The sequence below is a fragment of the Geoalkalibacter sp. genome (genome assembly GCF_030604225.1).
Classification (GTDB): Bacteria; Desulfobacterota; Desulfuromonadia; order Desulfuromonadales; family Geoalkalibacteraceae; genus Geoalkalibacter.
The window spans coordinates 1-20,413 of the sequence record NZ_JAUVWH010000005.1 but is presented as its reverse complement, the minus strand read 5'-3'; the positions used below and the strand labels follow the sequence as shown (position 1 = coordinate 20,413).

At 62.0% G+C, this 20,413-nt stretch carries 20 protein-coding genes; 17 read left to right on the top strand and 3 right to left on the bottom strand.

Going from position 1 to position 20,413, the window contains the following annotated elements:
- The first annotated feature begins 15 nt into the window (after window positions 1-15).
- The 4 genes from metK to ahcY all read left to right on the top strand — a co-directional run bounded on the left by metK (window position 16) and on the right by ahcY (window position 4,745).
- Window positions 16-1,185: a methionine adenosyltransferase gene (gene metK, locus QAT43_RS01355; RefSeq protein WP_442900176.1), complete on the top strand. Its 1,170-nt coding sequence runs from the start codon at window positions 16-18 to the stop codon at window positions 1,183-1,185.
- A gap of 114 nt (window positions 1,186-1,299) precedes the next feature.
- The gene (locus tag QAT43_RS01350; protein ID WP_305041228.1) at window positions 1,300-2,382 is read left to right on the top strand and encodes a TIGR04283 family arsenosugar biosynthesis glycosyltransferase; all 1,083 of its coding nucleotides are present in this window, start codon (window positions 1,300-1,302) and stop codon (window positions 2,380-2,382) included.
- Window positions 2,383-2,427: 45 nt separating this feature from the next.
- Window positions 2,428-3,159 carry a hypothetical protein gene (locus QAT43_RS01345; RefSeq protein ID WP_305041227.1) on the top strand — a complete coding sequence of 244 codons (732 nt, stop codon included), beginning with the start codon at window positions 2,428-2,430 and terminating at the stop codon, window positions 3,157-3,159.
- A 173-nt stretch (window positions 3,160-3,332) separates the two neighbouring features.
- Entirely contained in the window at window positions 3,333-4,745 is a 1,413-nt protein-coding gene (ahcY, locus tag QAT43_RS01340) for an adenosylhomocysteinase (RefSeq protein WP_305041226.1), read from the top strand.
- Window positions 4,746-4,820: 75 nt separating this feature from the next.
- On the opposite strand, the gene QAT43_RS01335 is transcribed toward ahcY, so the two are convergent.
- From QAT43_RS01335 to lptF, 3 genes are read right to left on the bottom strand one after another with little or no spacing between them, the layout of a single operon-like run.
- On the bottom strand, window positions 4,821-5,705 hold the full coding sequence (locus QAT43_RS01335; protein WP_305041225.1) for an IPT/TIG domain-containing protein: 885 nt from the start codon (window positions 5,703-5,705) through the stop codon (window positions 4,821-4,823).
- Window positions 5,706-5,751: 46 nt separating this feature from the next.
- Window positions 5,752-6,837, bottom strand: a complete 1,086-nt coding sequence (gene lptG / locus QAT43_RS01330; RefSeq protein WP_305041224.1) for an LPS export ABC transporter permease LptG — start codon at window positions 6,835-6,837, stop codon at window positions 5,752-5,754.
- Entirely contained in the window at window positions 6,834-8,030 is a 1,197-nt protein-coding gene (gene lptF / locus QAT43_RS01325) for an LPS export ABC transporter permease LptF (protein WP_305041223.1), read from the bottom strand. The genes lptG and lptF overlap by 4 nt, the downstream gene beginning before the upstream one ends.
- Before the next feature lie 193 nt (window positions 8,031-8,223).
- Here lptF and rpsB point away from each other — a divergent pair, with 193 nt between their 5' ends.
- The 13 genes from rpsB to ilvB all read left to right on the top strand — a co-directional run.
- Complete coding sequence (gene rpsB, locus QAT43_RS01320) at window positions 8,224-9,018, top strand: 30S ribosomal protein S2 (protein ID WP_305041222.1); 795 nt, start codon at window positions 8,224-8,226, stop codon at window positions 9,016-9,018.
- A 127-nt stretch (window positions 9,019-9,145) separates the two neighbouring features.
- On the top strand, window positions 9,146-10,057 hold the full coding sequence (tsf, locus tag QAT43_RS01315; protein WP_305041221.1) for a translation elongation factor Ts: 912 nt from the start codon (window positions 9,146-9,148) through the stop codon (window positions 10,055-10,057).
- A 34-nt stretch (window positions 10,058-10,091) separates the two neighbouring features.
- Window positions 10,092-10,817: a UMP kinase gene (gene pyrH / locus QAT43_RS01310; protein WP_305041220.1), complete on the top strand. Its 726-nt coding sequence runs from the start codon at window positions 10,092-10,094 to the stop codon at window positions 10,815-10,817.
- A gap of 4 nt (window positions 10,818-10,821) precedes the next feature.
- Window positions 10,822-11,379, top strand: a complete 558-nt coding sequence (frr, locus tag QAT43_RS01305) for a ribosome recycling factor (RefSeq protein WP_305041219.1) — start codon at window positions 10,822-10,824, stop codon at window positions 11,377-11,379.
- Between the two features lie 53 nt (window positions 11,380-11,432).
- A complete protein-coding gene (locus QAT43_RS01300; RefSeq protein ID WP_305041218.1) occupies window positions 11,433-11,597 on the top strand; it encodes a 4Fe-4S binding protein in 165 nt (54 codons plus the stop codon).
- A gap of 146 nt (window positions 11,598-11,743) precedes the next feature.
- On the top strand, window positions 11,744-12,487 hold the full coding sequence (locus QAT43_RS01295) for an isoprenyl transferase (protein ID WP_305041217.1): 744 nt from the start codon (window positions 11,744-11,746) through the stop codon (window positions 12,485-12,487).
- Window positions 12,483-13,283, top strand: a complete 801-nt coding sequence (locus QAT43_RS01290; protein WP_331517194.1) for a phosphatidate cytidylyltransferase — start codon at window positions 12,483-12,485, stop codon at window positions 13,281-13,283. The genes QAT43_RS01295 and QAT43_RS01290 overlap by 5 nt, the downstream gene beginning before the upstream one ends.
- A gap of 13 nt (window positions 13,284-13,296) precedes the next feature.
- Window positions 13,297-14,454 carry a 1-deoxy-D-xylulose-5-phosphate reductoisomerase gene (locus tag QAT43_RS01285; RefSeq protein WP_305041216.1) on the top strand — a complete coding sequence of 386 codons (1,158 nt, stop codon included), beginning with the start codon at window positions 13,297-13,299 and terminating at the stop codon, window positions 14,452-14,454.
- An 11-nt stretch (window positions 14,455-14,465) separates the two neighbouring features.
- Window positions 14,466-15,794, top strand: a complete 1,329-nt coding sequence (gene rseP / locus QAT43_RS01280) for an RIP metalloprotease RseP (protein WP_305041215.1) — start codon at window positions 14,466-14,468, stop codon at window positions 15,792-15,794.
- Window positions 15,791-16,513 (top strand): tRNA (adenosine(37)-N6)-threonylcarbamoyltransferase complex dimerization subunit type 1 TsaB, encoded by a 723-nt coding sequence (gene tsaB, locus QAT43_RS01275; protein WP_305041214.1) that lies wholly within the window; start codon window positions 15,791-15,793, stop codon window positions 16,511-16,513. Before rseP ends, tsaB begins: the two co-directional genes overlap by 4 nt.
- 86 nt (window positions 16,514-16,599) lie before the next feature.
- Entirely contained in the window at window positions 16,600-16,830 is a 231-nt protein-coding gene (locus tag QAT43_RS01270) for a YdcH family protein (protein ID WP_305041213.1), read from the top strand.
- A 179-nt stretch (window positions 16,831-17,009) separates the two neighbouring features.
- The gene (ilvD, locus tag QAT43_RS01265) at window positions 17,010-18,680 is read left to right on the top strand and encodes a dihydroxy-acid dehydratase (protein ID WP_305041212.1); all 1,671 of its coding nucleotides are present in this window, start codon (window positions 17,010-17,012) and stop codon (window positions 18,678-18,680) included.
- Window positions 18,681-18,764: 84 nt separating this feature from the next.
- Window positions 18,765-20,413 (top strand): biosynthetic-type acetolactate synthase large subunit (gene ilvB, locus QAT43_RS01260; protein ID WP_305041211.1); only part of this gene is annotated, 1,649 nt, incomplete at its 3' end.

Below are 20,413 nucleotides of genomic sequence, written 5' to 3'. Positions count from 1 at the left end.
TAAGGAGAGCGCTCCATGCCCATGACCGATTTTCTCTTCACCTCCGAGTCGGTGACGGAAGGCCACCCCGACAAGGTCGCCGATCAGGTTTCCGACAGCATTCTCGATGCCATTCTCACTCAGGATCCCAGGGCGCGCGTAGCCTGCGAGACCCTGGTGACCACCGGCATGGCGGTGATCGCCGGCGAAATCACCACCAGTGCCCGCATCGATTATCCCGACATCGTGCGTCAGGCGATTCGCGACATCGGCTATAACGATTCCGCCATGGGTTTTGACTGGGAAACCTGTGCCGTGCTGACCAGCATCGACCGTCAGTCGCCGGATATTTCCATGGGCGTCACCGAGGGCGAGGGGATGTACAAGGAGCAGGGCGCCGGCGATCAGGGCCTGATGTTCGGCTATGCCTGCAACGATACGCCTGAACTCATGCCCATGCCGATCATTTTCGCCCACCGCCTGACCAAGCGTCTGGCTGAAGTACGCAAGTCCGGGTTGCTGACCTTTCTGCGCCCTGACGGCAAGTCCCAGGTCTCCATCCAGTACATCAACGACAAGCCCATTCGCGTGGATGCCGTGGTGGTTTCCTCGCAGCATGCCCCCGAGGTCACCTATGAGACCCTGCGCGAGGGCATCATCGAAGAGGTCGTCAAGAAGGTGATTCCCGCCGAGTTGCTCGACGAGAAAACCAAGTATTTCATCAATCCCACCGGACGTTTCGTGGTCGGTGGGCCCATGGGGGATTGCGGCCTGACCGGGCGCAAAATCATCGTCGATACCTATGGCGGCCAGGGGTCGCACGGCGGCGGCGCCTTCTCCGGCAAGGACCCGTCCAAGGTCGACCGCAGCGCCTCCTACATGGCCCGCTATATCGCCAAGAATGTGGTGGCCGCGGGCCTGGCGGACAAGTGCGAGGTCCAGCTTGCCTATGCCATCGGTGTCGCCGAACCCGTGTCGATCATGATCAATGCCTTCGGCACCGGCAGGATTGCCTCCAACGACATCGCCCGCGTGGTGCGCGAGGAATTCGACATGCGGCCGCGCGCCATCATCGAAGCCCTCGACCTGCTGCGTCCCATCTATCGCAAAACGGCCGCTTACGGTCACTTCGGCCGCAACGAGCCCGAATTCTCCTGGGAACGCACCGATCGCATCGACTCCCTGCGGCAGCGCGCGCGTCTTTAAGCCGTTTTCTTGCCGTGTCCCCCGTTGGCTTTGCTTCTGCCCGTTTCGGTTTGCCGAGACGGGCAGAAGCGTCAAGGAATCGCGTCGTGATCGAGGCGAGAGGGTGCTTCGAGCTTGACCTGTGAATTATCCGTCGTCATCCCCTTGCTTAACGAGGAGCAGGTGGTGCCCGCCCTGCTCGCGACCCTGGCCGCTCAGCAGGGGTGTGGTTTCGAGGTGATTTGCTGCGACGGAGGATCCCAGGATCAAACCCTCGGGTTGCTCGCGGCTGCCGCGCCGAACCAGCCCTTCGCCTTGCGGATTCTGCGCAGCGCCGCCGGACGGGGTCGACAGTTGAATGTCGGCGCGGCACAGGCGCGCGGCGAATATCTTCTGTTTCTTCACGTCGACAGTGTTTTTCTCGATCCCCATGCCTTCGCCCGGGGGCTGGCCGAATTGCGCGCCGCCATGGCGCGGCGGGGGAGCCATCGCGTCGCGGCCCGTTTTGCCTTGCGCTTCAGGCGCGAGCAAAGCGCGGGAGGCTGGGGGTATTACTTTTACGAGGAAAAAGCGCGCCTCAATCTGCCGGGTTGCATCCACGGCGACCAGGGGATGCTTCTGCCGCGGGTTTTTTTCGAGGAGATCGGCCCCTTCGACGACAGCCTCCCGCTTTTCGAGGACACAAGGCTTGCCGCGAGGGTGGCCGAGGTTGGCACCTGGCTGCTTTTGCCCGTGGATATTCATACCTCGGCGCGCCGCTTCGAGAAGGAGGGCTTGCGCGAGCGTCAGGTGCTCAATGCCTTGCTGATGAATTTTCACTCCATCGGCTGGAACGAGTTTCTGCACCGTGCTCCTGGAATCTATCGCTGCCAGGCGGTGACGCAGCGCCTTGACCTTCTGCCTTTTTTTCAATGCATCGCCGCGCTTTTGAACGAACTTGATTTCAAGGAACAAGATCGACTGTGGTTGGCCACCGGGCGCTACGTGCGCTCGCAGGCCTGGCAGGTACCCTTCGCCTTGGTTTCCCTGGTACGCTATGGTTTGCGTCGTTCTTCCCGGCTGAGCGGTTGGGGGGAGAATTTTTTTGATCTGTGGGAGCGCTGCACCGACCGTGGCTGGATAAACCGATTGAGCGCCACCCTGGTGCGCTGGTGGTTTCTGACCACCCTGGTCTTTCTGCGGCGGGGCCGAAGGCCGGTGGACGCCCCCGGCGGCTGATGATAGAATCAAAGTTGAAATAATTCGTACTTTAAGGAGGTTCCCATGCACGGCACGCTTAAATCGCTGGCGCTTTTGTTGGCGGTTCTGTTGACGGTTTCGGGGTGCACAACCTACAAGCGCCAGGAAGTCGGTTTCAGGATTCCGGCGGCCTATCCGAACATGCAGGTGATCGCCGGCGCCCAGATCGCGGCGGCGGCCTATGCGGATCAGAGGGCGGCGCGCGATGCCTTTGGCTTCGACATTGTCAGTGCCGGAATCCAGCCGGTTCAGGTGGTCATTGACAACCAGGGCCAAAGCGCCCTGCGCATCGTGCCCGAGCAGACCTTCCTGATTGATGATACGGGGCACTTGTGGAACATCCTGGACAGCCGCACGGCCTATGAGCGTGTGGAAAAAAGTTCCGAATATTCGCGCATTGCCCGCGGAGCCGGACGCGGCGGCATGCTTGGCGCGGCCGGTGGCGCCCTGGTGGGCGCGGCCATCGGTGTGCTCACGGGCGAAAACGTGGCCGCCGCGGCAGGCAAGGGCGCGGCGGTCGGCGGCGCCGGCGGCGCGGTTATCGGCGGCGGGCAGGAACTGGGCAGTGATGAAGCCGGGCGGGAGATCGCCCGCGATCTCGGCAACAAGGAATTGCGCAATCAACCCGTCGGGCCGGGCTTTCTCGGACGCGGCTTTCTGTTTTTCCCGGCCGAGGCCGGCAAGCCGACCCAGTTGCGGTTGCAGGTACGCGATGTCGACACCGGTGCCGTCTACACCGCCTCCTTCGGTCTTTAGGATCTTTCAAGTTTGGCTGAACTGTTGAACTTTTGAGAATAACCAGGTTGCAAATCATCTTCGCTTCGGCCTTGATTGGCATTCATCTGTTCGCGATGTCTGCCAATTGAGGCCTTCTTTTGGGATCGATCGTCCGACGTGCTTTCGGTTCGACACACAAGGAGTTTTCTGACATGAATAATGCCACCCCGTCCAACCAGGATTACCTCGTCAAAGACCTCGGCCTTGCCGCCTGGGGGCGCAAGGAAATGAATATCGCCGAAACGGAAATGCCCGGATTAATGGCGATCCGCGAGAAATTCGCCGCCGACCGCCCGTTGAAGGGAGCGCGCATCGCCGGCTCGCTGCACATGACCATCCAGACGGCGGTGCTCATCGAGACCCTCACGGCCTTGGGCGCCGAGGTGCGCTGGGCCTCGTGCAACATCTTCTCCACCCAGGACCACGCCGCGGCCGCCATCGCCGCAAGCGGCGTACCCGTGTTCGCCTACAAGGGTGAAACGCTCGAGGAATACTGGGATTACACACACCGCATCTTCGAGTGGGCGGATGGCGGCAGCGCCAACATGATTCTCGATGACGGCGGCGATGCCACACTGCTGCTGCACTTGGGCAGCCGCGCGGCGAACGATCCCTCCCTCATCGCCAATCCCACCTGTGAAGAGGAGGAATACCTCTTCGCCGCCATCCGCAAGCGCCTGGCCGCCGATGCCGGCTGGTACGCGCGGGTGGCGGCCAACATCCGCGGTGTCACCGAGGAAACCACCACTGGGGTGCATCGCCTCTACCAGATGCACAAGGAAGGGCGCCTCAAGTTTCCCGCCATCAACGTCAACGACTCGGTGACCAAGTCCAAGTTCGACAACATCTACGGCTGCCGTGAGTCGTTGGTGGACGGCATCAAGCGCGCCACCGACGTCATGATCGCCGGCAAGGTCGCGGTGATTTGTGGCTACGGCGAGGTCGGCAAGGGCTGCGCCCAGGCGATGCGCGGCCTGCAAGCCCAGGTGTGGGTGACGGAAATCGATCCCATTTGCGCCCTGCAAGCCGCCATGGAAGGCTACAAGGTGGTGACCATGGAATATGCCTGCGATAAGGCCGATATTTTCGTGACCACCACGGGCAACATCAACGTCATCACCCATGACCACATGGCGCGGATGAAGAACAATGCCATCGTTTGCAACATCGGCCATTTCGACAATGAAATCGAAGTGGCCGCCCTGCGTCGCTATACCTGGGAAAACATCAAGCCCCAGGTCGATCACATCATCTTTCCCGACGGCAAGCGCATCATCCTGCTCGCCGAGGGGCGCCTGGTCAACCTGGGCTGCGCGACCGGGCATCCCAGCTATGTGATGAGTTCCTCCTTCGCCAATCAGGTTCTGGCCCAGATCGAGCTGTGGACGCAACCCGAGAACTATCCCGTGGGCGTCTACATCCTGCCCAAGCACCTCGACGAGATGGTGGCGCGCCTGCAATTGACCAAGCTCGGCGCCATGCTCACCGAACTGACCGACGAGCAGGCCGCCTACATCGGCGTGCCCAAGCAAGGCCCCTACAAAAGCGATCACTACCGCTATTGATGTTTTCCGGCCAGGCAAATGCAAAAAGCCCCGTCGCTGCCGACGGGGCTTTTTGCATTTAGTCGTTAACAAAACTCAGGGTGCCGTGACGCGAAAGATCGCGCTTTGCTCACCGTCGGGGTTGACCACCTGCAATTCCAGGGAACGCGGCTCGCGGGTGACCGGATAGCGCAGGTAGCGCAGGGTGCGGCAGTCGAGGACCTGAACGAATTCGGTGCTGGGGCGCACGCCGGCTACCCCGCGGATGACCTCGCCGTTGACCAGCAGGCGCGAATTGAACTGGAAGTTGCGGCCGCTGATGATCAGTTCGTAGGAGTTGACCTGATCACTGCCCAGGGTGGCGGAATGGATTTCCGGCAGGCCGCTGACCTGCACGCCATGGGCGAGGGAGGACTTGCCGCCGGGATTGACCACCTGCACGCTGTGCATGCCGCTTTTGAGCGGCGGAAAGCTGAAAACGATCTGCTCGGCCGTGACCGAGGAGCTCGGCACCGCCGCCTGGTTGACCAGCACCTGGGCGTCGGACTGAAAGGCGCGTCCGCTGATGCGGATCTGGCGCTCATTCTCGTAAGAGCATTCATCCAGGCGGGTGGGGCTGAGGCCGCTGATCCAAGGCGGTGGCTCCACGAGGCGAAACAGCAGGCCGCGCGGCGAGGTGCCGACGCTGCCACGCACCAGCAGAAGGTAATCGCCTTCGGCAAGGGGCGGAACCCGCACCACCAGGCGCTGGTCCTCGCGCAATTCGGGCAGCAGGGTTTCGCTGCCGAACAGCACCTCCGCGTCGGCGGGAAAGGGGCCGCCGGTCAGGGTCAGCAAGGCTCCGGCTTCGGCGGTGGAAGGAGAAATGGAGCGGATTTCCAGGGCCGAAGCGCTAGGCGCGCACCAGACCAAAGGGGCGAGGCAAGCGATCAGCAGCAGGGTCGGGCGCAGGAATTTGGTCAGTGCGATTGCAGCTCTCATGCGTTTAAGTAAACCAGATTCGCCCACCAACTCAAGGAGCCGTGGATCAGTCCGCCTGTTCCCGCAGCAGCAGCCAGAGGCCAAGAAGCAAGAAGAGCAGGTTGACGCTCCAGGCGGCGAGAATCGGCGGCAGCAGGCCCGCATAACCCAGGGCCATGCTGACGGCGTGCAGGATGTGATAGCCGAAACCGATGACGAGGGTGACGGCGATGCCCAGGGCGATGCGTCCGCCGCGGCCCTTTTGCAGCGCGAAGGGAATGCCGATGAAGGCCATGATGAAGGTGGCCACCGGAGCGGCGAGGCGATTGTGCATATCGACGATCAGACGCCGGGGATTGTAGCCTTCCGCAGCGAGTTTCGTCGCGAGCCGCCGCAGTTGGCCGAAATTGAGCTCTTCGGCATCGTTGCGGGTGAGGCGAAAGTCCTCGGGTTTTTTATCCAACGCCAGCGCGCTGTCGGAAAGTTTCTGGCTGTCGAGCATCTGCCCGTCCTTGGCGGAAAAGTGGAAACGTTGAGCGGATTCGGCGGTCCACCGGCCCTCGCGGTAGACAGCGCGCGGTGCCTCCAGGCGCTCGACCAGGGAAAAATCCTCGCTGAAGCGAAAGACCGAAAGCCCTTGGAGTTCACCGGCATCGGGGTCGGCGAGGCGCACGTTGAGAATTTGGTCGCCTTCCCGCAACCAGAGGCGGTCTAGCTTGAAGACCACGGCCGCGCGGCCCTGCACGCGGGTGGCCCAGATTTCGTTGGTGGCCCTGACGCTCGGCGGCACCAGATTCTCGCTGATCAGCAGCATGGCCAGCGCGATCAGTCCCGCCGTGCCGAGCAAGGGGGCGGCGATGCGGATCAGGCTGACGCCGCCTGCCCACAAGGCCGTCAGTTCGCTGGTGCGCGAGAGTCCGCCGATGGTCATGAACACCGCCATGAGCATCGCCAGGGGACAGACCTGCACCAGGATCAGCGGCACCTTGGCGGCGAAATAGGTGAAGTAGACCTCCAGGGCGACGCGATTTTCCAGAAGGTCGTCGACTTTCTCAAAAAAATCCACCAGCAGATAGAGCCCCACGAAGGCGGCCAGGGCCAGGGCGAACACCTGGAAGAATTTGCCGAGGATGTAGCTGTTGATACGTTTCACCGCGGTCTCCTGCGGCGCAGCCAGAGGATCAGACGGCGACCCATGTCATCGAGGCGCTCGAACAGAGCCAGTTTCCTTTCCTGGGCCGTCATGCGCAGCAGCAAAATGCCCGCTACAAGAAACAGCAGGTTGGGCAGCCACATGGCCAGGGCCGGCGGCACCAGGCCTTCGCTGCCGAGGGTTTCGGCCAGGGAGAAGGTCAGATAGTAGGCGAGAAACACCGCCAACGCCAGGGCGAAGCCGCCCCCGCGACTGGAGCGCTGGGACTGGATGCCGAGGGGGATGCCGACCAGGGCGAACAGCAGGGGAGCCAGGGGCATGACCAGGCGCTGATGCTTCTCAACTTCATATTTGAGGCGCTGCCCGGCTTCGCTTCCGGCGATGGCTTGCTTCAGTTCGGCCAGGGACATTTCGCTCTCGCGCTTCTGGCGCTCGCGAAAACCGCGCAATTCCTTGCCGAGATCGAGCTGAATGTCATAGGTGTCGAAATCGATGATCTGGTAGATACTCTCACCACGGCGTTCCGCCTGGCGATGGATGGCGCCCTGTCGCAGGCGCAGGGTGAGGGTCAGGTTTTCCGCGTCGGAGATGGCGCGGCCGCTGCGCGCGACGATGACCGAGGGATCCTTGCCCACCCGCTCGTCGGAGATGAACAACCCCTGCATGGCGCCGCTGCGTTCGTCGATGGCGTTGGCGTAAAGCACCAACCCATCGAATTCATCGTTGAACACGCGCGGCGTCATGCCGACGGTGGCCCGGCCGTGGGCGATTTCGAACACCTGGTCACGAAAGGCCCGTTTGCCCTGCGGCTGGGCGTAGAAGGTCAGGGCGGCGGTGGCCGCGGAAACAACCAGGGCGAGAATGGCCACCGGGCGGGCCATGTCGTAGAGACTCACCCCCGAGGACTTGAGGGCGACGATTTCAGCATCGGCGGACAGCCGCCCAAAACCGAGCAGAACCCCGAGCAGAAAGGCAAGCGGCAGGGTCAGAACCAGAAAGGACGGCAGCAGGAAGGCAAAAAGCTTGAGGATGTCGAGCAGGGGCACACCCTTGTTGAGTACCAGCTCAACCAGCCGCAGCAAGCGGCCCATGAGCAGGACAAAGGTAAAGACCACCACTCCCAGCAGAAAGGGGGCGAGGGTTTCCCGGAAAAGATACTGATGGCGGCGGGCGAAGAGCATGGCGCGGGCCATCTTAGTCGAGTTGCCGGGGGTTGTAAACCGGCAAATGGGGCATTTTTCCCTTGCTCCGCGCCTTGAGCGCGTGCTATAGACTCGTGGTTATTCAAAACGCACGCCCCTGGAGATCTCCCTGGGTGCCGGTTCGTCCGGTCAGGGAGGGCAAGGAAGGGGGCGGAGGCCGACAACCCCACAAGGAGATGGAACCATGGCACAGATCAGCATGAAGCAACTGTTGGAAGCCGGCGTGCATTTCGGGCATCAGACCCGCCGCTGGAATCCCAAGATGAAGCCCTATATTTTCGGGGCGCGCAACGGCATCTACATCATCGACCTGCAGAAAACGGTGCGCTATTTCAAAAATGCCTATGCCTTTCTCAGCGAAACGGTGAAGAACGGCGACAAGGTTCTGTTCGTCGGGACCAAAAAGCAGGCCCAGGACGCCATTCAAGAAGAAGCGCTGCGCTGCGGCCAGTACTACGTGAATAACCGTTGGCTGGGAGGCATGCTCACCAACTTCGTCACCATCAAGGGCAGCATCGACCGTCTCAAGAAAATCGAAACCATGGCCGAGGACGGCACCTATGACCTGCTGACCAAGAAGGAAGTCCTTCAGCTTGAGCGTGAAAAAGACAAGCTGGAAAAAAGCCTGGGCGGCATCAAGCACATGACCAAGCTGCCCGGCGCCCTGTTCGTCATCGATCCCAAGAAAGAGTACATTGCCGTCAAGGAAGCACGCAAGCTTGGGATTCCCGTGGTTGCCGTCGTCGACACCAACTGCGATCCCGACGATATCGATTACATCATTCCCGGCAACGACGACGCGATTCGCGCCATTCGTCTGTTCGCCGCGCGCATGGCCGATGCCTGCGCCGACGGCCTGCAGGCGCGCGAAACCCAACTGCGTTCCGATGCCGAAGGCGGCGAGATTCAGACCGGCGAGGAGGCGGACGTCGCCGGATCCGCCGACGTTGACGCGGTTGAGCCGGCCGCCCAGGCCTGAGAGCTTTCTTTTTGGGTAAGGCATGAGGCGGTTTCTGTCCGGAAACCGCCTTTTGCCCGTCAAGACCTTTAAAAATATTCACAAAAATTCCGACGGCCGCGGCCGTCCATGAGTGGGAGGTAGACCCGTGAGTATTACTGCTTCGATGGTTTCCGAACTGCGCGAGAAAACCGGCGCGGGCATGATGGACTGCAAAAAGGCGCTGACCGAAGCGGCCGGCAACATGGAAGAGGCCATCGACATCCTGCGCAAGAAGGGTTTGTCCGCCGCCGCCAAGAAATCCGGCCGGGTGGCCGCCGAGGGTCTGGTGGTGGCCGCCGGCGAGGGTGAATGTGCCGCGCTGGTGGAAGTCAATGCCGAAACCGACTTCGTCGCCAAGAACGAAGCGTTCCAGAAATTCACCGCCGCGGTCGCCGAGGTGGTGCTGCGCGAGGCGCCCGCGGATGTCGAGGCCCTCAAGGCCCTGGCCTTTCCCGGCACCGGCCGCACCGTGGGCGAGGAACTGACCCATCAGATCGCCACCATCGGCGAGAACATGAACATTCGCCGTTTCGCGCGCTTTGCAGCCAAACCCGGCACCGTGGCCGCCTACATCCACGGCGCGGGCAAGATCGGCACCCTGGTGGAACTGCAAACCGAGAAGGGCGCCGCCGAGGACGTCAAGGCCCTGGCGCGTCAACTGGCCATGCACGTCGCCGCCGCCAGCCCCCAGTACCTGGTGCGTGCCGAGGTGCCCGCCGATGTGCTGGAGCGCGAGCGCGACATCATGAGCGTCAAGGCCAAGGAAAGCGGCAAGCCCGACAATATCATCCCCAAGATTGTCGAGGGCCAGCTCAACAAGTTCTACGGCGAAGTCTGCCTGACCGAGCAGGCCTATGTCATCGATCCCGACCAGAAAGTCGAGCAAGTGGTCAAGAACCTGGCCAAAACCCTCGGCACCGAGATCAAACTGACTCGTTTCGCCCGTTTCCAACTGGGCGAGGGTCTGGAGAAAAAAGCCGATGACTTCGCCGCCGAAGTGGCTGCCCTGACTAAGTAATCGTCGCTTGAACCCCCTGCCGAAAGGTGTGCGCATGGCTGCGTCAGACCCCACTTACCGTCGCGTTCTGCTGAAACTCAGCGGAGAAGCCCTGGCCGGAAGCCAGGGCTACGGGATCGATCCCGAGGTGCTGGCCGGTATCGCCGCCGAGGTGCGCGAGGTCATTGATCTCGGCATCCAGGTGGCTTTGGTGATCGGCGGCGGCAACATTTTTCGTGGCGTCGCCGCCGCCTCGCGCGGGATGGATCGCGCCAGCGCCGATTACATGGGGATGCTGGCCACGGTCATGAACAGCCTGGCCCTTCAGGATGCCCTGGAGCAGGCGGGGGTGGTGACGCGGGTGCTCTCGGCCATCGAAATGCGCGAAGTCGCCGAGCCGTACATCCGGCGGCGGGCCATTCGTCATCTGGAAAAGGGGCGGGTGGTGATTTTCGGCGCCGGAACCGGCAATCCCTATTTCACCACCGACACCGCGGCGAGCCTGCGCGCCATGGAAATCAACGCCCAGATCATTCTCAAGGCGACCAAGGTCGACGGCATCTACGATGTCGATCCGACCAAGAACAAGGATGCCGTCAAATTCTCCAGCCTGACCTATCTCGATGTCCTCAAGAAGGGTTTGCAGGTCATGGACGCGACGGCCACGTCGCTTTGCATGGATAACGATCTGCCCATCATGGTCTTTAACCTGACGGTGCCCGGCAACATCAAACGCGCCATCATGGGCGAAAACATCGGCACCATAGTCAAGGGAGGTTGACCCCATGTACGACGATATCATCAAGAAAACCCGCTCCGGCATGGAGAAGGCCATCGAGGCGCTCAAGGCCGACTTTGTCAAGGTGCGTACCGGCCGCGCCTCCACGGCTTTGCTTGACGACATCCGGGTCGATTACTACGGCAATCCGACCCCACTGAATCAGGTGGCGTCCCTCACCGTGCCCGAACCGCGCATGATCGCCATCCAGCCTTGGGAAAAAAACCTGATTTCCGCCATCGAAAAGGCCATCCTCAAATCGGATTTGGGGCTCAATCCCAGTTCCGACGGCCAGTTGGTGCGCATCGTCTTTCCGCCCCTCACCGAGGAGCGGCGCAAGGAGATGGTCAAGACGACCAAACGCATGGGCGAGGAGGCGAAGATCGCCATCCGCAACGCCCGGCGCGATGCCAACGAGGCATTGAAGAAGCTTGAAAAGAGCAAGGAGATTTCCGAGGATCAGCTCAAGCGCGGGGAAAAGGACGTGCAGGAATTTACCGATCAGTTCGTCAAGAAGGTCGACGATCTGGTTGCCGCCAAGGAAGCCGAGGTCATGGAAATCTAGACGGAACGGCGCACTTTTCGCCCGTTCCATTTATTCGCAAAGGAGACATGCACATGGCGTTCAAGATTACTCAGGATTGTATTGCCTGCGGCACCTGCGTGGACAGCTGTCCCGTCGGGGCCATCGTGGAAAAGGGCGAGAGCTTCGCCATCAGCGCCGATTGCACCGAGTGCGGCGCCTGCACGGACAGCTGCCCGGTCAACGCGATTGTGCAGTAAGCTTCGCCGCGGGACGCCCCTCTCGGGCGTCCCGCGGTCTTTATCCTCTCCCCAAAGCTCGCCGTGGTTCTTGTCTCCCGCCGCTTTTCATGCTAGCTTGTTAAACTCATTTCCATTGAAATCATTTTCTTTTTAGAGTTTTTCGGATGTCCCTACCCCGGCACCTGGCGATCATCATGGACGGAAATGGCCGATGGGCCCAGCAACGTGCCTTGCCGCGCATCCTGGGACACCGCCAAGGCGTCGAGGTGGTGCGCGACATCGTCGAGGAATGCTCGCGACTCGGTATCGGCTGGCTGACGCTCTACGCCTTCAGCCATGAAAACTGGGGGCGGCCAGAGGATGAGGTGGGCGCCCTCATGGATCTGCTTGCCACCTATCTGGGCAAGGAACTCGAATCCATGTTGCGCCATGGCATTCGCCTCCATGTCATCGGCGATATCGCCCGCATGCCCTCCTCGGTGCGGGCCATGCTGCTCGAAACCGTGGAGCGCACCCGGGATCAGCAGGGCATGGTGCTTACCCTGGCCCTCTCTTACGGTTCGCGGGACGAACTGGTTCGGGCCGTGCGCTCCCTGGCCGGGGCCATTGCCGCCGGGGAACTCAATCCGGCGGACATCGACGAACAGGCCCTGGCTTCCCGCCTGGATACCGCCGGGCTGCCCGATCCCGATCTGCTGATTCGCACCAGTGGCGAAATGCGGATCAGCAATTTTCTGCTGTGGCAATTGGCCTACACCGAGTTGTATTTCACCGAAACCCTATGGCCCGATTTCAAGCCGGCCCACCTGCATGAGGCGCTTCAGGTCTACGCCCAGCGGGAAAGGCGCTTCGGCTTGACCGGCGAGCAGTTGCGCGAGGGCCCCAAAGAGCGGGGAGACTGCCATTAAACAGCGAATCCTCACGGGAATCATCCTGCTTCCGGCGCTGATTCTCTATATTGCCTACGCCAATACCTTTTTCTTTCGGCTGCTGGTGCTGGTCGTCGCCGGCCTGGCGCTGTTCGAATTCCTTCGCATGGCGTTGCCCGACGAGCGCCATGTCGAGCGCCGGCTCGGCACCGCCGCGGGCGCTCTTCTGGTCCTGCTGCTGGCGGGGGGAAATGCTCGCCTCGCGTTGGGGGGGCTGAGCCTGTTGTTGATTTTTTGGCTTTGCTGGTTTCTTCTTCGCTTTCGTGAACTCTCCAGCGTCATCCATCACCTGGCCCTGCTTTTCCTCGGTCTGATTTATCTCGCCTTGCCTCTGGGCCTGCTCGCAGCGTTGGGCGATCTTGCCTGGGGTCGCCAATGGGTGTTTCTCATCCTGCTGCTGACCATGGCCAGCGACACGGCGGCCTATTTCGTCGGCATCAATTTCGGGCGCCGCAAGCTCTATCCGGCCATCAGTCCCAACAAGAGCGTCGAGGGCGCCCTGGGGGGACTGGCAGGGGCACTGGTGGGCGTGTTGGTGGCCAAGTATTGGTTTTTTCCCGTGCTGAACCTCGCCGAGTGCCTGCTGTTGGCCTTGATTCTCGGGCCGCTGGCGCAAGCGGGCGATCTGGTGGAGTCCATGCTCAAGCGCAGTTTCGGAGTCAAGGATTCGGGAACCCTCATCCCCGGGCATGGCGGCATTCTCGATCGTCTGGACAGTCTATTGCTGGTGTTCCCGCCGGTTTATTTCTACGCTCTGCTGAGGGGCTTCGGGTGAGGCCATCCCTGTCATGAAGAACCTGGTGATTCTGGGTTCCACCGGCTCCATCGGTGTGAACACCCTGGATATTGTTGCCGCTCATCCTGATCGCTACCGGGTGCTGGCCTTGACCGCCGGCAACAACATCGAGCGCCTGGAGGAGCAGATCCGCGCCTTTCGACCCGAGGTCGTCGCGGTGGTGTCGGAGTCCCAGGCCAGCCTGCTGCGTAACCGCTTGGGCGGCGCGCCACCGGACATTCTTTGGGGCGTTCAAGGCCTGATGGCCTGCGCCTCTCATTCGTCGGCGCACATGGTGGTGTCGGCCATTGTCGGGGCGGCGGGGTTGGTGCCGACCATGGCGGCCATCGAAGCGGGTCACGACATCGCCTTGGCCAACAAGGAAACCCTGGTGACCGCCGGGCCGCTGGTCATGGCGCGCGCCGCGGCGCGCGGCGTGCGGCTGGTACCCGTGGACAGCGAGCATTCCGCCATTTTTCAGTCCCTGGAGGGGCATCGCCGGGGCGACGTGCGCCGCATGATCCTGACCGCCTCGGGCGGACCCTTTCGCGAGCGTTCCCTGGCCGAATTGAGCCAGGTCACCCCCGCCGATGCCCTGAATCATCCCAACTGGAGCATGGGGCGCAAGATCAGCATCGACTCGGCGACCATGATGAACAAGGGGCTGGAGGTCATCGAGGCGCGCTGGCTCTTCGATCTGCCCGCCGAGCGCATCGATGTTCATGTGCATCCGCAGAGCATCGTGCACTCCATGGTCGAATACATCGACGGTTCGGTCATTGCTCAGCTCGGGCTTCCCGACATGCGCACGCCCATCGCCTATGCCCTGTCCTATCCGGAGCGCATTGCCCTCAATATTCCGCAACTCGACCTCTGCCAGATCGGTCGCCTGACCTTCGAGCGTCCCGATCTGCAAAAATTTGCCTGCCTGAAGCTGGCCTACGAGGCTTTGCGCGAGGGCGGCACGGCGCCGACGGTGCTCAATGCGGCCAATGAGGTGGCTGTCGACGCCTTTTTGCACGGGGAAATCAGTTTCCTCAACATCAGCCGGGTCATCGCCGCGGTGCTGGAGCAACCCTGGGATCATCGGCTGGATCACATCGACGACGTTCTTCGGGCTGATCGCCGCGCGCGCAGCCGCGCGCGCAAGACGATCGAGGCGATTGCCTGATTGGAGGGATTATGGTGACCATTGTTGCCGGAATCATCATGCTGGGGATTCTGGTGTTCATTCATGAGTTGGGCCATTTCTGCGTGGCGAAAATGGCCGGCGTCAAGGTGTTGAAGTTTTCCCTGGGCTTCGGGCCGCGGCTGGTGTCGCGCAAATGGGGAGAAACGGAATACATGATCTGCGCGGTGCCCTTGGGCGGCTACGTGCAGATGCTCGGCGAGGGCAGCGGCGAAAACGGCGAAACCGGCGAGCTGACGGCCGAGGAACGCGAGCGCTCCTACGCCGCCAAATCTCCCGCCAAGCGGGTGGCCATCGTAGCCGCCGGCCCTCTGATGAATCTGGCCCTGCCGTTTCTCGTCTTGCCCCTGGCCTTTCTGGTCGGCGTCAACATGCCGGCGTTTCTCGACGAGCGGCCCTGCATCGGCTACGTGGTGGCCGACAGCAGCGGCGCGCAGGCCGGCTTCGCGTCGGGCGATTGCATCGAGACGATCAACGGCGAGGCGGTTCCCAATTGGAGCGAGGCCAATAAAAAGCTCATCGCCTTTGCCGGCGCGCCCCTGGAGTTTGAGGTACTGCGCAATGGCGAACGCCTGCGCCTGCGCGTTGCCGCCGACGCCGGACATCTGGAAACCCAGGGACTGGGGCTGTTTCCCGACCAGGAGGCGCGCATCGGCGGCCTCGCCCTGGGCATGCCCGCGGAAGCCGCCGGCTTGCGCAAAGGCGATCTGATCAAGCAGGTGGGGGAGGAACCCATCCGTTCCTGGTACGACCTGCGCATCGCCATTCAGAAAGGTCAGGGCGAAGCGCAAATCGTGGTGGTGGAGCGCGAGGGCGAGCTTCTGGAATTCACCCTGACCGCCCAGCGCGGCCAGCGCGATGATGACTATCTGATCGGCATTGCGCCGGCGCAAGACCTGGTGACCAAGCGCTACGGCCTTGTCGCGTCGGTGAAGGCCGGCGCCGAGCGAACTATCGAGCTCATCGAGCTGACCATCGTCTTTATTCAGAAACTGTTCAGCGGCAATGTTTCTGCGAAAAACATCGGCGGCCCCATCACCGTGGTGCAGATCGCCGGACAGGCCGCCCAGACCGATCTGGCGGCCATTCTCTCGGTGCTGGCCTTTCTCAGCATTCAGTTGGGGATTCTCAATCTGCTACCGATCCCGATTCTGGATGGCGGGCACATCATCTTTAATCTTTTCGAGTTGATTTTTCGCCGGCCCCTATCGCCGCGCACCCGTGAAATTGCCCAGCAGATCGGTTTGATGCTGCTCATCCTGCTCATGGTGCTGGCCTTCTACAACGACATCATGCGTCTGTTCGGCGGAATCAAGGGATGACCCGCACACTTCTGGCCATCGATACCGCTACCTCTGCCGGCAGCGTGGCGCTGTGCCGGGATGAAACGCTGCTTGGCGAAATCCTCTTCAATGTGCGCGGTACCCATTCCGAGCGCCTCATGGCGACGGTGCGGCAGCTTCTTGTCGAAACCGGTTTGAGTCTGGCCGAGGTCGACGCCTTTGCCGTGGTTCACGGCCCCGGCTCCTTTACCGGTTTGCGGGTGGGGATGGCCAGTGCTCAGGGGCTGGCGCTGGCCACGGGCCGACCGGTCATCGGGGTGTCCTCCCTGCAGGTTCTCGCCATGAACCTGGGCGAGGCGCAAATGCCGGTCTGCGCACTGCTCGATGCGCGCAAGCAAGAGGTTTATGCCGGCCTGTTCCGCATGCGCCGCCAACACCCTCAGCCGCTGGGGCCGGAGCAGGTGATTGCACCGGCGAAACTTCTGCCGCGTCTGGAGGGGCCGTTGCTGTTTGTCGGCGAAGGCGCGCGGGTCTATCGCGTACTCATCGAGGCTCACTTCGGTGCCCAAGCTCATTTCGCCCCCTGGCCGCTGAACCTGCCGCGGGCGTCCATGGCGGCCGCCCTGGCCCTGGAGCGCTTGCGGCTTGCCGAAGACACCGGCCCGCATGCCCTCAAACCCGCGTACATTCGCGCTTCCGAGGCGGAAATTTCGCTGAATCTGAAGCAGCTCAAGGAGATTCCCAACTCCAATTCTTAGCGGTTGACAAGGCCCCTGGCATTCGCTATGTTCAAAAAGTGTTTCTCCAAACTCTTTCAACCCTCTAACCTTGCAGGAGGTGTTCCATGGAGGAAATGGACATGCAGTTGGTTGAGCGACTGGTGGGCGAAAATCCGAAATTTCGCATGCTTTTCGAAGAACACCAGTTGCTGGAGAAAGAGCTGAACGAATTTGAAAAAAAACGCTATTTGACCGCTGAAGAAGAGATGGAGCGCAAGAAAATCCAAAAAATCAAGCTGGCCGGAAAGGACGAAATGGCTCGCATCCTTCGCGACTTCAGCGCGACGGTCAACTGATCTAAAAATTCTTCGGAGGGTTCGGGCCGGGTCCTGAACCCTCCGTTCCGTCTCAGCCGACCCTTCGGCCATGACCGCACCGGCCGCAGGGCTAAATTCAAGGGCAGGGGTCTTCGCAGGACCCCTGTCGTCGTTTTGAGAAACGCCACCGATATTATTTGCAGAGGTAATGAGCGACCATGACCAAACGCAGTGACGTCATCACCAAAGGCTTCGAACGTACGCCCCACCGCGCGCTTCTCAAGGCGACCGGGGTGCCCGGCGAGCAGATGGACAAACCCTTCATCGGTATCGCCAGCTCCTTCACCGATCTGATTCCCGGCCACATCGGCATGCGTGATCTGGAACGCTTCATCGAAAAAGGGATTCATACCGGCGGCGGCTTTTCTTTTATTTTCGGCATCCCCGGGGTCTGCGACGGCATTTCCATGGGCCACAAGGGCATGCACTACTCGCTGCCGACGCGCGAGTTGATCGCGGACATGATCGAATCCATCGCCGAGGCCCACCGGCTTGATGGTCTGGTGCTGTTGACCAACTGCGACAAGATCACCCCGGGCATGCTCATGGCGGCGGCGCGTCTCGACATTCCCTGCATCGTCGTCACCGCCGGCCCCATGCTGGCGGGCCGCGGCCGCGAGGGGCGAGCCTATTCCTTCGTCACCGATACCTTCGAGGCCATGGCGCAGTTCAAGGCCGGCGTCATCGACGAGCAGCAGCTGCAGGTGTGCGAGGACAAGGCGTGCCCCGGCGCCGGTTCCTGCCAGGGGCTGTTCACCGCCAACACCATGGCGATTCTGACGGAAACCCTCGGCATGAGTCTCATGCAATGCGCCACGACCCCGGCGGTGTCGGCCTACAAGCGCCGGCTGGCCTTTGCCTCGGGGCAGCGCATCGTGCAGCTGGTGCGCGACAACATCACGCCGCGCCAGATTTTGACCAAGGATGCTTTTGAAAACGCCATTCGCGTCGATTTGGCCCTGGGCGGTTCCAGCAATACCGTTCTTCATCTGCTGGCGATTGCCCGTGAGGCGGGTGTCGACCTGCCCCTGGAGGAATTCGACCGCTTGAGCCGCAACACTCCGCAACTGGCGTCGATGAATCCGGGAGGCAAGTATTTCATGGAGGATCTCGATGCCGCCGGCGGGGTTTCCGGGGTGCTCTATCAGCTGCGCGACCGTATTCTCGACAACCCCACCCTGAGCGGTCTCACCGTCAAGCAGATCATCTCCCAGGTGCGCGAGGTCGATGAAGAGGTCATACATCCCCTAAGCTCGCCCGTGCGCCCCGAGGGCGGCATCGCCATCCTGAGCGGCAGCCTCGCGCCCAAGGGGGCGGTGGTCAAGCAGTCGGGCGTCTCCGAGAAGATGATGCGTTTTGAGGGACGCGCTCGCTGCTTCGACTCCGAGGAGGCCGCCATGGCGGCGCTCATGGGCGGCCAGGTGGTTGCCGGCGACGTGGTGGTGATCCGCTACGAGGGCCCCAAGGGCGGCCCCGGCATGCGCGAAATGCTCGCCCCCACCGCCACTCTCATGGGGCTGGGCCTGGGCGACAGCGTGGCGCTGATTACCGACGGGCGTTTTTCCGGCGGCACCCGCGGCCCCTGCATCGGTCATATCAGCCCCGAGGCCGCGGAGGGCGGCCCCATCGCCCTGGTGGCGGATGGCGACCCCATCGTGCTCGACATCCCGGCACGGAGCCTTGAGCTCAAGGTTGATGACGCGATCCTGGAGGAGCGGCGCCGGGCCTGGCAAAAGCCCGAGCCGAAAATCAAGGGCGGCTGGCTGGCGCGCTACGCCAAGGTGGTGACTTCGGCCTACACCGGCGCCGTAACCCGCGCCGAGGATTGAGCTGGATTCCTGGCCGTGCGGCGGCGGGGAGGCCGCCGCACGCGCCTCTATTCTGAGCATGTTCGTTGAAGGAGGAGACAAGCCTTGAAGCTGACTGGTTCCCAGATTCTGCTGGAATGTCTGCAACGCGAGGGCGTCGATACGATTTTCGGTTATCCCGGCGGCGCCGTCATCAATATCTACGATGATCTTTTCGATTCCCCCATCCGCCATATTCTGACGCGCCATGAGCAGGCGGCGGTTCATGCCGCCGACGGCTACGCCCGCGCCACGGGCAAGGTCGGAGTCGCCCTGGCCACCAGCGGACCCGGCGCGACCAACACCGTGACCGGCATCGCCACCGCCTACATGGATTCGATTCCCCTGGTGGTGATCACCGGCCAGGTGCCCACCCCGCTCATCGGCAACGATGCTTTTCAGGAAGCCGACATGGTCGGCATCACCCGGCCCATCACCAAGCACAATTACCTGGTTAAGAACGTCAAGGACCTGGCGCGCATCGTCAAGCAGGCCTTTTTCATCGCCCGCACCGGTCGTCCCGGACCGGTGCTCATCGATTTGCCCAAGGACGTGCAGGTCGACAGCACCCGCTTTGTTTATCCGGAAAAGGTGGAAATTGCCGGCTACAAGCCGACCTTCGGGCCCAACGCGCGCCAGGTGGAAAAGGCTGCCGCCATGATGCTCGAGGCACGCCGGCCGGTGCTCTACGTCGGAGGTGGTGCGGTGCTCTCCGATGGCGCCGCCGAGCTCAGAACCCTGGCCGAGCTGCTGCAGGTTCCGGTGACCACCACCCTCATGGCCAAATCGGCTTTTCCCACGCGTCATCCGCTGAGCCTCGGCCTGCTGGGCATGCACGGCACCTACTGCGCCAATATGGCGGTGACCAACGCCGATCTGCTGATTGCCGCGGGTGCGCGCTTCGATGACCGGGTGACGGGGCGCATCGCCAGTTTCGCTCCCGATGCGAAAATCATCCACATCGATATCGATCCCACCTCCATCAAGAAAAACGTGCGCGTCGATCTGCCCATCGTCGGGCATCTGCCCGAGGTGCTGAAGAATTTGGCGACGCGCCTGGGCGAGGATCGCGCGGCCCTCGACGGGAGCGTTGAGAGCACCGCCGCCTGGCGGCGCCAGGTCGACGAGTGGAAACAGACCCATCCCCTGACCTACCAGAAGTCCGAAAGCATCATCAAACCCCAGTTCGTCATCGAGCAGATTCGCGAGTTGACGCGCGAGGATGCCATCATCACCACCGAAGTCGGCCAGCATCAGATGTGGACGGCGCAGTTCTTCGATTTTTTCCAGCCGCGCACCTTTTTGACCTCGGGCGGGCTCGGCACCATGGGCTTCGGTCTGCCGGCGGCGCTGGGCGCCCAGGTCGCCTTTCCCGAGCGGCAGGTGATCGACATTTCCGGCGACGGCTCCTTTCAGATGAATTCCCAGGAGATGGCGACCCTGGTGCAGTACCGCCTGCCGGTAAAAATCGCCATCCTCAACAACAACTTTCTCGGCATGGTGCGCCAGTGGCAGCAGATGTTCTTCCAGCGCCGCTACAGCCACACCTGCATGGAACTGCCCATCGACTTCGTCAAGCTCGCCGAGGCCTATGGCGCCGTCGGCCTGCGCGCCGAGAAACCCGAGGAGGTGGCGCCGCTGATCCGCCGCGCCCTAGAGATTCCCGGTCCGGTGATCATGGAGTTCAAGGTGTCGCGGGAGGAAAACGTGCTGCC